Origin of the sequence: Nonomuraea sp. NPDC050202, assembly GCF_040656115.1 — a bacterium.
In the GTDB taxonomy this organism is placed as follows: Bacteria; Actinomycetota; Actinomycetes; order Streptosporangiales; family Streptosporangiaceae; genus Nonomuraea.
In genome coordinates this window covers 21,094-35,234 of record NZ_JBFALF010000017.1, presented here as the reverse complement: position 1 = coordinate 35,234, position 14,141 = coordinate 21,094, and the positions used below count along the sequence as shown (strand labels likewise).

Sequence of the window (14,141 nt, the reverse complement as noted above, 5' to 3'; positions counted from 1 at the left end):
CGCGAGGGCGGCTGGGCGGTGCGGGCCGCGGCCCGGGGCGCGGTGCGCGGCGGTGCGGGCCTTCGCGCGAGGCGCGGATGCGGCGGTGCGGGACCGGGGAGCCGGTCCCGCACCGTGGGGGTCAGGCGTCCGGGACGGCGAGGACCGTGCCCGCGCCGACCGTGAGGCCGCCCTCGCGGATGGCGAAGCCGAGCCCCGGCTCGACCGCCACCGCCTTGCCCAGCTCGACCGTCACCTCCACGGTCTCCCCCGGCAGGGCGCCGGAGCCGTCCGGCAGGACGAGCTCGCCCGGCACGTCCGTCGTCCGCAGGTAGAACTGCGGCCGGTACCCCGACGTGACGGGCCGCCGCCGCCCGCCCTCCTCCGGCGTCAGGAGGTAGACGCGGGCGGTGAACCGGTCACGGGCGTGCTGGGTGCCGGGCGCCGCCAGCACCATGCCCCGCCGCACCTGCTCGCGGCGCACCCCCCGCAGCAGCACGGCGGCGTTGTCGCCGGCCTCGCCCCGCTCCATCGTCTTGCCGAACGTCTCCACGCCCGTCACGACGGCGGAGAACCCGTCACCGAAGCCGACCACCTCGACCGTGTCGCCGATCCGCACCGTGCCCCGCTCGATGGCCCCGGTGACGACCGTGCCGCGGCCGGTGACCGTCAGCACGTTCTCGACCGGCATCAGGAACGGCGCGTCCACGTACCGCACCGGCACGGGGATGTGCGAGTCCACCGCGTCGAGCAGCGCCTCGACCGACGCCGTCCAGACCGGGTCGCCCTCCAGCGCCCGCAGCCCGGACACCCGGACCATCGGGACGCCCTGGTAGCCGTGCTCGGCGAGCAGGTCCTGCAGCTCCAGCTCGACCAGGTCGGTCAGCTCCGGGTCGGCGCCGTCGGCCTTGTTGACGGCCACGACCAGGTGCTCGACGCCGACCCGCTTGGCGAGCAGCACGTGCTCCCTGGTCTGCGGCATGATCCCGTCGTGCGCGGACACGACGAGGATCGCGCCGTCGAGCTGCGCCGCCCCCGTGATCATGTTCTTCACGTAGTCGGCGTGCCCCGGCATGTCCACGTGCGCGTAGTGGCGGGTCGCGGTCTCGTACTCGACGTGCGAGATGTTGATCGTGATCCCCCTGGACGCCTCCTCCGGCGTCCGGTCGATCCGCTCGAACGGCGTGTACGTGGCTTGCCCGCGCTGCGCCAGCACCTTGGTGATGGCGGCGGTCAGCGTGGTCTTGCCGTGGTCGACGTGCCCCATCGTGCCGATGTTGAGATGCGGCTTGTTCCGTACGTAGGCCTGCTTGGCCATGGGTTCCCTTTCCCAGAACCTGGATCCTCGGTGACCCGTCAGGGTCGACAACCTCCCCCCGCCGGGTCACTCCGGAACTAACGGGAAGAGGTCAGCGCTCCAGGCCGTCGCACGCGAACGAGCCCGGCAGCGATGCTGCGGGGGTCGCGAGGCGCGCGTACGGGAACATGAGGAACATAGTGCGGGCATCAGCACCGCACCGCAACGGATTATTCCGCGGGAGCTACGGCCTTCCGACGCCCATGTACGTGTAGCCGAGCGCGCGCATCCCCGCCGGGTCCAGCAGGTTGCGGCCGTCGAAGAGCACCGGCCGCCGCATGGCCGCAGCCGTCTGCGCCCAGTCGACCTCCTTGAGCTGCGGCCACTCGGTCACCACGACCGCCGCGTCGGCGCCCGCCATGGCCTCCTCCGGGGTCGCGTGCCGGGTCGTCGAGATCCACGGCTCCACCTCGCCCGGCCGGGCCATCGGGTCCCAGCAGCGCACCTCGGCGCCCTCGGCCAGCAGCCGGGAGGCCAGCACCGTGCTGGTCGCCTCGCGCATGTCGTCGGTGCCCGACTTGAACGTCAGCCCGAGCAGCGCCACCCGCATGCCCGCCAGCGTGCCCAGCTCGTCCTTCAGCTTCTGGATCGCCCGGCGCTTCTGCAGGTTGTTGACCTCGATCACGGCCGACAGGAGCTGGAGGTGGTAGCCGGTGTTGCTGGCGAGCTGGCGCAGCGCCTCGGAGTCCTTCGGGAAGCAGGAGCCGCCCCAGCCGATGCCGGGCCGCAGGAAGTGGGGGCCGAGGCGGTGGTCGAGGCCGACGGCGCGAGCCACCTCCTCGACGTCCGCGCCGGTCTTCTCGCACAGCGTGGCGATCTCGTTGATGAAGCTGATCTTCGTGGCGAGCAGCGCGTTGGAGGCGAGCTTGACCATCTCGGCCGAGCGCACGTCCATCACCACGACCGGGCCTTCCACGCCGTGGTGCAGATCGGCGATGAGCTGCGCGGTGGCCTCGTCGCCCGCGCCGATGACGATGCGGTCGGGGCGCATGAAGTCGGCGACGGCGCGGCCCTCGGCGGTGAACTCCGGGTTGGCGGCGTAGCCGACGTGGGCCAGGCCCGCCGCGTCGAGCGCGGCCCGCACCCGGGCGCCGGTGCCGACCGGCACGGTCGACTTGACCACCACGGCCTTCAGGTGCGTGGCACCCTCCAGCGACTTCACCACCGACCAGATCCGGGACAGGTCCGCGTCGCCGGAGGCCGAGGGCGGCGTGTCCACGCACACGTACGCGATCTCGGCGCCGTCGAGCGTCTCGGCGAGATCCAGCGTGAAGGTCAGCCGCTCCTTGTTCCTGACGATCATGTCACCGAGGCCCGGCTCGTAGATCGGCACGTCGCCGGAGCGAAGCAGGGCGACCTTGTCGGGGTCGATGTCCCGGACCACCACCCGGTGCCCCAGCTCGGCGAGGCAGGCACCGGTCACCAGACCGATGTACCCGGCACCGAACACGGCCACCTGCCGTTCCGGCTTGCCAACCATCGTTGACCATCCAATCTCGCGAACGCCGCGACGGCGGGCCCGCTGCTCGGGAAGTGAGGTGCCGAAACCGGCGGAGGATCATCACACCTTAACGTCCTCCCCCACATTGTCCTCGACCCGGTTGGCGGGTGGCACAACGCGGGGCCCCGCCGTTCGTCGGGCAGACCGAAGCAGAGCGGGCGATGATGCCCTACCGTGCGGATATGTCACGTATCGGTCTCGACGCCATCCATCGTTTCGCCGTGCCCTCCGACCCGGCGCTGCGCCCCGACGGCGGTGCGGTCGCGTACACGCTCACCACCGCCGACCCGGAGGCCGACGAGAACCGCACGGAGATCTGGCTCGCCGCCCCGGAGGCCGAGCCGCGCCGCCTGGCCCGCGGTAGCGCGCCCCGGTGGTCGCCCGACGGGCGCACGCTGGCGTTCCTGCGGCCGGTGGACGGCAAGCCGCAGCTCCACCTGCTGCCCATGGACGGCGGCGAGCCGTACGCGCTGACGCGGGCCCCGCTCGGCGCCGGGCCCGCGCGCTGGTCGCCGGACGGGACCCGGATCGCCTACGCGGGACCGGCCGGCCCGGAACCCGATCCGGACGCGCCCGTCGTCACCGACCGGCTGGACTACAAGGCCGACGGGGCCGGGCTGCTGCGCGGGATCACCACGCACCTGTTCGTGGTCGACGTCGCCTCGGGGGAGAGCACCCAGGTCACCGACGGCGACTTCCACGCGGGCGAGCCCTCCTGGTCGCCGGACGGGACACGGCTGGCGTTCGCGGCCGACCTGGACGCCGACCGCGACCTGCGGCCGGGCGGCGCCGCCTGGACCGTGCGGGTCTCCGGCGGCCAGCCCGAGCGGCTGACCGCCCCCGAACTCCTCTGCGGCGGCGTGTGGTGGCTCGGCGAGCGGCTGATCACCGCCGCGCTGAAGGGCGGCCCCGTCGGGCACGTCCGCCTCTACGAGCTGGGCCCCGGCGGGGCGGCCGAGATCGAGACCGGCCTCGACCGCAACGTGATGACCGGCCACCCCGGCTACCCCGGCGCCTCCCCGGCGCTGCTCGGCGACGACCTCGTGTTCTGCGCGCGCGACGGCGGCTGCACGCACCTCTACCGCATCCCCGGCGGCGAGCTCGCCACCAAGATCGTGCCCGAGGAGGTCAGCGTCGCCGGGGCGAGCACCGCGGCCGGCCGCATCGCGTACGTGGCCGCCACCCCGCACAGCGCCGGCGAGATCTACCTGCTGGAACCCGGCGAGCCGGCGGCGCGGCGGCTCACCGCCCACGCGCCCGGCGACGCCGACCTGTACGTGCCGGAACGCCGCACGTTCACCGCCCCCGACGGCACCGTCGTCGAGGGCTTCGTCTGGCGCGACGGAAACGCCGCCACCCCCGGGCCGCTCCTGCTCGACATCCACGGCGGCCCGCACAACGCCTGGGCCCCCGTGCTCGACGGCTTCCGCGTCTACCGCCAGATCCTGGCCGCCCGCGGCTGGACCGTGCTGGCGATCAACCCGCGCGCCAGCGACGGCTACGGCGAGGCGTTCTACACCGCCGCCGTCGGCGCCTGGGGCCTGGCCGACACCCAGGACTTCCTCGCCGCCGTGGACGCCCTGGTCGCCGAGGGGATCGCCGACCCCGAGCGGCTGGCGGTCACCGGCTACAGCTACGGCGGCTACATGACGTGCTGGCTGACCGGCACGACGGACCGGTTCAAGGCGGCCGTGGCCGGTGGCGCCGTCACCGACCTGACCAGCATGAGCGGCACGTCCGACATGGGGCTCGCGCTCAAGGAGCACGAGTGCCCCGGCGACCTGGCCGCCCAGTCGCCGCTCACCCACGTGGGCCGGGTCACCGCGCCCACCCTCCTCCTGCACGGCGAGAGCGACGACCGCTGCCCCATCGGCCAGTCCGAGCAGTGGTTCGCCGCGCTGCGCGAGCGGCGGGTGCCCGTGACGCTCGTGCGCTACCCCGGAGCCAGCCACCTGTTCCAGGGCGGCGGCCGGCCCTCGCACCGCTACGACTACAACGAGAGGATGATCGCGTGGCTGGAGCGGTGGGTCAGCGGCGCTTCACCCGGGCTCAGAGGGTGATCCACTCCGTGGACGTCGTCACCTCGTCCAGCACCGACGGGATGGGCTCCACCCCGAGCCCCGGCCCCGTGGGCACCTCCAGATGGCCGTCCACCAGCTCGAACGGCTCGGTCACGTCGGTGGCGAAGTAGCGGCGCGAGCCGGAGGTGTCGCCGGGCAGGGTGAAGCCGGGCAGGGCGGCCAGCGCCACGTTCGCCGCCCGGCCGAGGCCCGTCTCCAGCATGCCGCCGCACCACACGGCCACGCCGTTGGCCCGGCACAGGTCGTGGATGCGCCGCGCCTCCAGGTAACCGCCGATCCGGCCAGGCTTGATGTTGATGATCGAGCAGGAGCCGAGCGCGATCGCGGCGGCGGCGTGCTCGGCCGACTCGATCGACTCGTCCAGGCAGATCGGCGTCCTGAGCCGCTGCGCCAGCCTGGCGTGCTGGACCAGGTCGTCGTTGGCCAGGGGCTGCTCGATCAGCAGCAGGTCGAACGCGTCCAGCCTGGCCAGGCGGGGGGCGTCCGCCAGCGAGTAGGCGGCGTTCGCGTCCACCTGGAGCAGCACGTCGTCGCCGAACCGCTCGCGCACGGCACGGACCGGCTCGACGTCCCAGCCGGGCTCGATCTTCAGCTTGATCCGCACGTACCCCTCGTCCAGGTAGCCCGCGACGGCGTCGAGGAGCTGCGGGACCGAGTCCATGATGCCGACCGACACCCCGCACGGCACCCGCGTCCTGGCCGCGCCGAGGAAGCGGCCGAACGACTCGCCCGCCGCTCTGAGCTGCGCGTCGAGCACCGCCGTCTCCAGCGCCGCCTTGGCCATGCGGTGGCCCTTGATCGGCTCCAGGGCGCGGGCGACGTCGTTCGCGCCGAGGTTCTTCGGCAGCGCGGGCAGCAGGAAGCGGCGGATCACCTCGGCGGCGCCGTCCACGTACTCGGCCGAGTAGAGCGGCTCGGACATGGCCACGCACTCGCCCCAGCCCTCCGCGTCGGGCGTCACGACCCGCACCAGCAGGACGTCCCGGGCGGTCTCGGTGCCGAACGAGGTGCGGAACGGCGCCACCAGCGGCATCGCGATCCGCCGTAGCTCAACTCCAGTGATCTTCACACTTTCTCCACTACGTAGTACCGCTTCCCGGAGAACCCCGTGACCGCGTGGCCCTCCGCCATCAGACCCCCGAGCACCTCGCGCACGGCGTGCCGCCACGCCTTGCCCGCGCCCGGGTCGGACTGGCGCAGCCCCTCGATGTCCTCGGGGACCGCGACCAGCACCCTGCGATCGGCGCCGCCCACCGGCGCGGCCACCGGCCGCCCGCCCTCGTCGGCCAGCGCCACCACCGCGTCCCCCGGGCCGGGCTGATCGTACGGCTCCCGCCGTGCCGGCCTCTCCACGTGCGGCGCGGTCAGCGGCCACGAGGCGAGCAGCCGGTCCGACTCGTCGCCCTGGTTGATCGCGTCGTCCAGGATCCCGTAGAAGCACGGCAGGTACTCCACCGGCCTGGCGCCCAGCTTGGCCAGGTTGAAGTGCGCGTTGCGGCGCACCAGGGGGTCGTAGGTCCAGGTGATGCGCTCCAGCCCGCGCTCCAGGGCCCAGCGGCGCTGGTGCAGCTTGAGGTCGAGGCCGACGCCGCGCCGGGTCGCGCCCGTGACGTGCGAGTGCAGTGTGCGGTCCGCCGCGAGGAAGCCCACCGAGCCGCCGACGAGCACGTCGCCGTCGAACGCGCCCGCGACGTAGCCGCCCGCGTGCGACAGCGCCCGCATCAGCTCGATCGTGATGGGCGGCGCGCCGGGGCCGAAATGCCAGATGTCGTCGAACAGCGCGTCGACGCGCTCGAGCTCCACCATCTCGTGGAGTTCCCTGACCTCGATCAACGATCCACCCTTCCGTCACGATCCCCTGCGACGGTATGCCATCGCGGGGACGTGTGGTTCGTCGTGGACCACCAACAGGGCGCGCCCTTTTCGTCGCGCCGCCCAACCGCGCCGGATCAGTGGGCGGCGGCCAGGGCGATGCGGATCCGGCTGGGTGCCTCCTGGCTCAGCCGCACCGACTCCAGCGGGACCGTGACCTCGGGCGTGCGGTAGCGGCCGTCCGCGAAGCGATCGGCCAGGTCGGCGCGGACCGCCGCCGCCGTCACGTCGCCGTCGAGCGAGCTGCGCCCGTCGCGCCAGATCTCCACCATGCACGGGCCCGGCTGCGCCGCCAGCGCCAGCCCGGCCACGGTCGCCCCCGCCAGGGCTCCCCGGTCGCGGCGCGTCCAGCCGTAGTGCCAGATGCCCGCCGCCACCACCGGCGCGGCCGGGCAGCCGCCCGGCGCGGTGCGGACCACGTCCATGCCCTGCACCAGCAGCTCGGCGATCTCCTCCGCGCTCCGCGCGATCACCTCGCCGACCTGGAGGCCGGGGAGGTGCGGCGCGGCGCCGGGCGTGCCGTAGATGAGCTTGACGCCCGTCCCGAGAGGGCCGGGGCCGCCGTCGTGCCAGCCGCAGGCGATGACATCGACCGACTCGGGCGACCTCCACGTGCCGATACGCAGCATGTCTATTGACTACCCTTTGCCGCGAACCGTCACACACCGTTACACGCTTGAGGCTTCCGGGGTTGTGCCGTGAAGCATGGACGGGCCGATCACCGCAGGCTCCTGGCATCGAGCTGCCGCAGCACCCGCGACACCACCACCGGGCCCCCGCCCGGGTCGCGCCGCGCCTCCAGCACCACCTGCCTGGCGGCCGACGCCTGCCGGTTCGTCATCCCGGTCGCGCGGCGAGGAGCGTTCCAGCAGGACCCCCTCGCGCGCCGCCTCCTCCAGCGCCTGCAACGGCCGCTCCACCCCCGCCACCCCCGCCGCCAGGTGCAGCGGGCACGACAGGCCGAGCACGCTCACCGCGCTGACCAGCTCCGGGCGGCGCGCACCTGGCCACCTTGCCCAGCACCAGCAGCCCGTACGAGCGCGGCGCCGGCAGCGGCTGCCCCAGGTCGTCCTGCGCCGCCGCCGGCACCTCCTCCAGCAGCGCGCGCAGGTGCAGCGGCACGCCCTCGGTGTGCGCGACCAGCCGCGCCAGCCCGCGCTGCGACACCGGCCCCGCGCCCAGCCCGCCGGCCATCGCCCCCACCTCGGGCGCGCGCAGCCCGGACAGCCGCAACCTGCGCGTCGTGCCCGCGGCGACCAGCCGCAGCAGCCCCTCGGGGCCCGCCAGCGCGGCCGCGTCACGCAGCATCAGCACCGCCGGCACCCGGTCCACCCGCAACCTGCGCAGGCAGAACGTCAGCGCCCGCAACGTCGGCTCGTCCGCCCAGTGCACGTCGTCCACGATCAGGCGGAGCGGCCCGCTGCGCGGCCGCTCGCTCACCGCGTCCAGCAGCGCCGCCCCGACCGCCAGCGGGTCGGGCAACCGGGCGCGATCGTCCAGCCCCAGCCCGGCCAGCCGCGGCGGCAGCCCGTGCGGCGCGCAGAACAGCCTCGTCAGCGTCCCGTACGGGAGCAGCTGCTAGCCACGCGCCCGCGGCGGCGGCTCCCCGGCAGTCCGCCGCGGGCCCGTTCACGGCCGTGGTGCTTGCCCGGGACTTTACCTTTCAGGGCCTCACGCCATCATTGCGCTGTGTGATAGTAATGTGACACTGCGTATCCGAAGATATCCGGGAGATCTTCATGGTGGCGTACATCCTCTCCATCCTGGCGGCGGTGGGCGCAGTGGCGCTCACCGCGCTGCTGTTCAGGCGGGTGAAGACGGCCGGCGAGGACCGCGACCCCAACGGTCCGTCGGCCGCGCACGCCGGCGCGATGTTGTCGGCCATGTTCCTGCTCGTGTTCGCCATCGCGATCATCGTCCCCTGGACCACGGCCGACGCCGCCAGGCTCAACACCCACGCCGAGAGCCAGGCCTCGGTGGACGCCTACTGGGCCGCTTCCGGCCTGCCCGGGTCCGCGCCGGAGGAGGTGCGCAGGTCGCTGCGTGACTACGTCGCCTTCGTGGTCAAGGACGAGTGGCCGCTCATGGCCGGCGGGCACATGCATCCCGTCGGCGACGAGCGCATGGACGACCTGCGCGGGCGGGTCAACGCGCTGCAGCCGCGCGACGACGAGGAGGAGGACGCCAAGGCGACCGTGCTGGAGCACGTCAGCGCCATCTCCACGGCACGCGCGCAGCGGACCGCCGACGCCGGCGCCAGGCCGCCCGACGGGCTGCTGATCCTGACGGTACTCACCGGGGTGCTGGTCGTCGTCTTCCCGTTCCTGGCCGGGGCCAGGCCGCGCGGGCTGGCCATGCTGCCGCTGGTGGCGACGGCGGCGCTGATCGGGTTCGGCACCTACCTGACGTGGGACATCTCCCGCGCCTTCGACGGGCCGCTGGCCGTCGGGCCGGAGGCGTTCCGGGGGGCACTGGAGGAGTTCGCGCGGATCAGCGGGGGGATGTGACCGTGGGCGTCAGGCGCGCGCCCCTCCTGCTCGCCGCCACCCTCGCCCTGGCCGCCGCGGCAGGACCGGCGGCGGCCGCCCTTGAATCGCAGGTCGCCCTCGAGCCGCGGGCCGTCCTCGAACCACGCACCGCCCTTGAAGCGCGGGGCGCCCTTGAGCCGCGGGCCGGCCTGGCGCCGGTGAACGAGCGGGGGGCGGCTGCACGATCTGTGCCGATGGCGGGGCGGGTGCCGTCGCCGCGGCCGGTGCCGAAGATCGCCAGGGTGCCCTCGCCGCGGCCGGTGCCCCGCGTGTCCGTACGCAGGCCCGCGCCGCCCAAGAGGGTCACCGTCGGGCCCACCGTGAAGGTGCCGCGGGTGCTCACGCGGCGATCGCCCGACCCCAAGGTGTCGATCTCCATGCCGCGCGGGAAGCGGCGGGCGGCGCCCGAGGTGACGGTGCCGCAGGTGACGATCTTCCCCGACGGCGTGTGCGCGGGCGGGGTCGTGCTGGGGGATTGCCCGCGCGACCGGCCACGGGCGGCGGCGCCCGAAGCCGTAGCCCCGCCCGTGGTGCCGGTCCGCGTGCTGCCGCCGCCCACGCCGACCCCGACCCCGACCCGCACCCCGAGCCCCACACCCTCGGCCCGGCGGCACGTCCGGCAGGCCGAGCCGCCCGGCCGCCGGCGCAACCCGATGAACACCGTCCTGCTCACCGTCGTGCTGGTGACGGCGATCACCTCCACGACCGCCGTGGCGTTCCGGGCGCGCCGGTGAATCCGGGATAAATGGGGAGCGGAGCCCGAAGGCCTCATGGCACACTGACCCGGCGATCGAGGAGGTGCGGTGCCCGAGGAAGAGGTGCTCACGGGTGGCGGCGTCAACCACGTGGTCCGGGCCGGCGACACCGTACGCCGGCCGTCGGGCCCCTGGACCCCGGCCGTGCACGCGCTGCTGCGGCACCTGGCGGCCCGCGGGTTCACCGGCGCGCCGAGGAGCCACGGCATCGACGAGCGGGGGCGGGAGATCCTCGACTTCGTGCCGGGCCGGACCGCCGACTACCCGCTGCCCGGCTGGGTGCGCACGGACGAGGCGCTGATCGCCGTGGCGCGGCTGCTGCGCGACTACCACGACGCCACGGCGGGGCTCTCCCATGAGGGCACCTGGTACTTCCCGCCGGTCGAACCGGCCGAGGTGATCTGTCACGGGGACGTGGCCCCGTACAACTGCGTGTTCAGGCAGGGCAGGCCGGTCGCGTTCATCGACTTCGACACGGCGCACCCGGGGCCGCGCGTCTGGGACGTGGCGTACGCGGCCTACCGGTTCGTGCCGCTGCACCATCCGGGCGACGGCGACGGGATCCCGGTGGCGGAGCAGGCGCGCCGGCTACGGCTGTTCGCCGACGCCTACGAGCTCGACGAGGCCGGCAGGCAGGCCCTGGTGGAGACCGCGATCAAGCGCCTGGAGCATCTGGTGGGCTTCATGCGCGAACGCGCCGCCGCGGGCGACGCGGCCTTCGCCGGCCACGTCGCCCGCGGGGACGACCGCTTCTACGAGCTGAACATCGAGCATCTGCGCCGCCACGAGAGCGCTCTCACTACTTGCCGAAGCCAGCGGTCAGACCGCTGAGGAGCTGGCGGCGGCCGACCACGTACAGGATGAGGATGGGCAGCGTGGTCAGCACGACCGAGGCCAGCACGGCGGGCACGTTGATGCTGTACTCCTCCTGGAAGGACCACAGTGCCAGCGGCAGTGTGCGCTTGTCCGGGGTCTGGGTGAGCACCAGCGGCAGCAGGAAACCGTTCCAGATGTGCAGCGCGTTGTAGATCGTCACGGTCACCACGGCCGGGCGGACCAGCGGGAACGCCAGCCGCCAGAGCATCCCGCGCTCGGTCGCGCCGTCGATCCGCATCGACTCGAACAGTTCCTTCGGCACGTCCCTGATGAAGTTCGACAGGACCAGCACCGACAGGGGGATGGCGAACGCGATCGACGGCAGGATCATCGCCATCAGCGAGTCGTACAGGCCGAGCTGGATGATGATCAGGTAGACCGGGATGATCGTGGCCTGCAGCGGGATGGCCAGCCCCATGAGGAACAGCGAGTTCGTCCAGCGCAGCAGCCTGCTCCTGCCGCCGCGCACGATGGCGTACGCCGCCATGAAGCTGACCCCCACGGCCGGCACCACGGCGCCGATCGTGACGATGACGCTGTTGATGAAGTACTGCACGAAGTCCGACTCGATGACCAGCCGGTAGTTCGCCAGTGTCGGCTCCGACGGCGGGGCGAACGGGTTCTCCAGGTAGTACCTCGACTGGGACTTGAAGCTCGTGATGACGATCCAGTAGATCGGCACGATCACGACCACCAGCCACAGGAGGCTGGTCAGCCCGGCCAGGTAATTGGGGCGCTCCTTGCCGCGCGAGATGACGCGGCGGTGGCGCGGGTCGGCCTTGGCGGTGCCGAGGTGCTCCGGGGCCCTGGTGGGGACGGTCGTCATGCGTCAGGCCCCTTCTAGCTGGCTGTGGCTGGAGTCGCGGCCGCCGAGCCTGCGCAGCAGCAGTGACAGGGCGAGGCCGACGAGGACGAGGATGATCGCGATCACGCTGGCCGGGCCCATGAGGTTGGCCATGAAGCCGCGCTTGTACATGTCGACCGCGAGCACCCGGGTGGCGTCGCCGGGGCCGCCCGCCGTCAGCACGAAGATCAGGTCGAAGAGCGTCAGCGACCCGACCACCATCAGCGTCGAGGACGTGATGACCGTGTACTTGAGCTGCGGCAGCGTGATGCTGAAGAACCTGCGCACCCGGCCCGCGCCGTCCAGCTCCGCGGCCTCGTACATCGAGCGCGGGATCTGGCGGATGGCGCCCTGGTAGATCAGCGAATGGAAGGGGATGTACTGCCACGACACCACGAAGATCACCACGCTGAAGGCGAGCACCGGGTCACCCAGCCAGTCCTGGATCAGGATGTCGATCCCCAGGCCCGCGCCCAGCCCGAAGTTCGGGTCGAGCAGCGCCTTGTACGTGATCGCCAGGGCGGCCGAGCTGAGCAGCAGCGGGACGAAGAACACCACCGACAGGACCGCCCGGTACCGCTGGTGCCCGGCCAGGAACGCGCCCATCAGGATGCTCGCCGGCGTCTGGACCAGCCATGACACGGCCATGATGAGGAACGTGATCCACAGCGCGTGCGGCAGGCTGGGGTCGCTCAGGATCGAGGCCCAGTTGCTGAGGCCGGCGGCGCTCATCGCCCCGAGCCCGTCCCAGTGCACGAAGCTTAGCGCGAGCACTCCGACCAGCGGGACCACGGCGAAACCGAGGAAGAACACCAGCGCCGGGACGGTCATCCACGTGAGGGAGCCGCCACGGCCCGCCCGGGAGGCGGGCCTGGCGGCTGTCGTGACCGCGCTCACTTGCCGATGACCGCGTTCATGTTCGTGGCGAACTCCTGCGGCGAGATCGACAGCTGGAACAGCTTGGAGATGTTGTCCAGCAGCACCTCGGCGGCCGTCGGGCTGAGCGCCTGGTCCCACGACTGGGCGAAGGACTTGGCGTTGACGGCGATGTTGTAGACGAAGGTCAGGAAGTCCTTGTCCTTGGAGGTGGCGAACTGCGCGTCCGCGCCCTTGAGGATCGGGACGGCGCCGGTCCCCACCCACTCCTTGATCGCCGTGTCGTCGATCAGCGCGCCGGAGAAGAACTTCTTGGCGATCTCCTTCTGCTCGGGCGTGGCCTTGGAGGAGATGGACATGTACTGGCCGGGGTTGCCGACCGTGTTGCCGGGGTCGCCCTTGCCGCCGTCGATCGGCGGGAAGTTCATGTAACCGAGGTTGCCGCCGGAGACGAAGTCGCCGCCGTCGGTGGACATGCTGCCGTACGTCCAGCCGCCGTGCAGCATCATCGCGGCCTTGCCGGTGTACAGCAGCGCCTGGTCGGCGTTGGAGTCGGCGGTGATCGAGGAGAAGCCCTTGACGAACCCGTCGGCCTTGACCAGCTTCTGCACCTCGCCCAGGGCCTGGATCGCGAGCGGGTTGTTCCAGGCGTCCTTCTCGCCGTCGAAGACGGCCTGGAAGACCTCGGGGCCGCCGAGGCGGTCGAAGAGGAACTCCAGCCACATCATGTTCGTCCAGCGGGACTGGCCGCCGAGGGAGAACGGCGCGATGCCCTTGGCGTTGAACTTGGGCACCAGGTCCAGGATGTCGCCCCACGTCTGGGGCGGCTGGGCGCCGATCTTGTCGAAGGCCCGCTTGTCGTAGTACAGGACGATGGGCTGCAGGGTCTCGCACGGCATCGCGTAGATCTTGCCGTCGATCGTGGCCGCGCCGAAGGCCGAGGGGAACACCTTGTCCTTCACGGCGGGGTTCTGGTCGAACCACGAGGTCAGGTCCTCGACCTGGCCCGCCTGCACGTAGCTGCGCAGCGTGCCGCCGCCCCAGCCCCAGATCAGGGTGGGCGCCTGGCCGGCGCCGATGGCAGTCTTGATCTTCGTCTTGAACGCGTCGTTCTGGAAGGTCGTGCCCTGGATCGTGGCATTGGGGTTGGCCTTGTTGTGCCGCTCCATGGTCCTGGTGCGCACGCCCTCCTGGGGCTGCGTCGACAGGTACCAGTAGGTGGCACTGTTGCCGCCGCCGCCACCGCCGGTGGTGGCGTTGCCGCCCCCGCCACCGGCGCCGGTCTGGGTGGGTCCTGTGCCGCCGCAGGCGGCGAGTGCTGCTCCCAGGGGGACACCCATGGAGACGAGGCTGAGGAAATTGCGGCGAGAGGTTGTCCTGGACTCCACGCTGATCTCCGTACTTGTATGCCGCGGGCTGGGGTTCGCGGCTCGTTGATCACTGCATGCGATGGCCGGCGGCCGTGGATCGGC

The 14,141-nt window shown here is 72.4% G+C and carries 14 protein-coding genes; 4 read left to right on the top strand and 10 right to left on the bottom strand.

From position 1 onward, the window contains the following. Positions 1-121: 121 nt before the first annotated feature. Both tuf and AB0I79_RS35430 read right to left on the bottom strand, forming a co-directional pair. Complete coding sequence (tuf, locus tag AB0I79_RS35435) at positions 122-1,297, bottom strand: elongation factor Tu (RefSeq protein ID WP_357882776.1); 1,176 nt, start codon at positions 1,295-1,297, stop codon at positions 122-124. A gap of 223 nt (positions 1,298-1,520) precedes the next feature. Beyond that, a complete protein-coding gene (locus tag AB0I79_RS35430) occupies positions 1,521-2,816 on the bottom strand; it encodes a UDP-glucose/GDP-mannose dehydrogenase family protein (RefSeq protein WP_357882772.1) in 1,296 nt (431 codons plus the stop codon). 203 nt (positions 2,817-3,019) lie between these two features. Between AB0I79_RS35430 and AB0I79_RS35425 the strand changes: the two genes are divergently transcribed. After that, positions 3,020-4,897 (top strand): S9 family peptidase, encoded by a 1,878-nt coding sequence (locus AB0I79_RS35425; RefSeq protein WP_357882769.1) that lies wholly within the window; start codon positions 3,020-3,022, stop codon positions 4,895-4,897. Here AB0I79_RS35425 and menC read toward each other — a convergent pair. The 5 genes from menC to AB0I79_RS35400 form a co-directional block, all read right to left on the bottom strand. Next, positions 4,887-5,987, bottom strand: coding sequence for an o-succinylbenzoate synthase (menC, locus tag AB0I79_RS35420; RefSeq protein WP_357882766.1), 1,101 nt, complete (start codon positions 5,985-5,987; stop codon positions 4,887-4,889). The genes AB0I79_RS35425 and menC overlap by 11 nt on opposite strands. Beyond that, on the bottom strand, positions 5,984-6,751 hold the full coding sequence (locus tag AB0I79_RS35415; RefSeq protein WP_357882763.1) for a GNAT family N-acetyltransferase: 768 nt from the start codon (positions 6,749-6,751) through the stop codon (positions 5,984-5,986). Before AB0I79_RS35415 ends, menC begins: the two co-directional genes overlap by 4 nt. A gap of 116 nt (positions 6,752-6,867) precedes the next feature. Next, positions 6,868-7,419, bottom strand: a complete 552-nt coding sequence (locus tag AB0I79_RS35410) for an acyclic terpene utilization AtuA family protein (RefSeq protein ID WP_357882760.1) — start codon at positions 7,417-7,419, stop codon at positions 6,868-6,870. 89 nt (positions 7,420-7,508) lie between these two features. Then, on the bottom strand, positions 7,509-7,631 hold the full coding sequence (locus AB0I79_RS35405) for a hypothetical protein (RefSeq protein ID WP_357882757.1): 123 nt from the start codon (positions 7,629-7,631) through the stop codon (positions 7,509-7,511). After that, positions 7,628-8,272 (bottom strand): hypothetical protein, encoded by a 645-nt coding sequence (locus AB0I79_RS35400; protein WP_357882755.1) that lies wholly within the window; start codon positions 8,270-8,272, stop codon positions 7,628-7,630. Before AB0I79_RS35400 ends, AB0I79_RS35405 begins: the two co-directional genes overlap by 4 nt. A 257-nt stretch (positions 8,273-8,529) precedes the next feature. Here AB0I79_RS35400 and AB0I79_RS35395 point away from each other — a divergent pair, with 257 nt between their 5' ends. From AB0I79_RS35395 to AB0I79_RS35385, 3 genes are all read left to right on the top strand, one after another. Next, on the top strand, positions 8,530-9,297 hold the full coding sequence (locus tag AB0I79_RS35395; RefSeq protein WP_357882752.1) for a hypothetical protein: 768 nt from the start codon (positions 8,530-8,532) through the stop codon (positions 9,295-9,297). Between the two features lie 2 nt (positions 9,298-9,299). Next, positions 9,300-10,052, top strand: coding sequence for a hypothetical protein (locus tag AB0I79_RS35390; RefSeq protein ID WP_357882749.1), 753 nt, complete (start codon positions 9,300-9,302; stop codon positions 10,050-10,052). Between the two features lie 69 nt (positions 10,053-10,121). Then, positions 10,122-10,904 carry an aminoglycoside phosphotransferase family protein gene (locus AB0I79_RS35385; protein WP_357882746.1) on the top strand — a complete coding sequence of 261 codons (783 nt, stop codon included), beginning with the start codon at positions 10,122-10,124 and terminating at the stop codon, positions 10,902-10,904. On the opposite strand, the gene AB0I79_RS35380 is transcribed toward AB0I79_RS35385, so the two are convergent. The 3 genes from AB0I79_RS35380 to AB0I79_RS35370 all read right to left on the bottom strand — a co-directional run bounded on the left by AB0I79_RS35380 (position 10,873) and on the right by AB0I79_RS35370 (position 14,009). Further along, entirely contained in the window at positions 10,873-11,775 is a 903-nt protein-coding gene (locus AB0I79_RS35380; protein ID WP_357882743.1) for a carbohydrate ABC transporter permease, read from the bottom strand. The two genes, AB0I79_RS35385 and AB0I79_RS35380, sit on opposite strands and share 32 nt — an antisense overlap. Positions 11,776-11,778: 3 nt before the next feature. Next, on the bottom strand, positions 11,779-12,624 hold the full coding sequence (locus AB0I79_RS35375; RefSeq protein WP_357883343.1) for a sugar ABC transporter permease: 846 nt from the start codon (positions 12,622-12,624) through the stop codon (positions 11,779-11,781). Positions 12,625-12,686: 62 nt separating this feature from the next. Beyond that, positions 12,687-14,009, bottom strand: a complete 1,323-nt coding sequence (locus AB0I79_RS35370; protein ID WP_357882740.1) for an extracellular solute-binding protein — start codon at positions 14,007-14,009, stop codon at positions 12,687-12,689. Between the last annotated feature and the right edge of the window lie 132 nt (positions 14,010-14,141).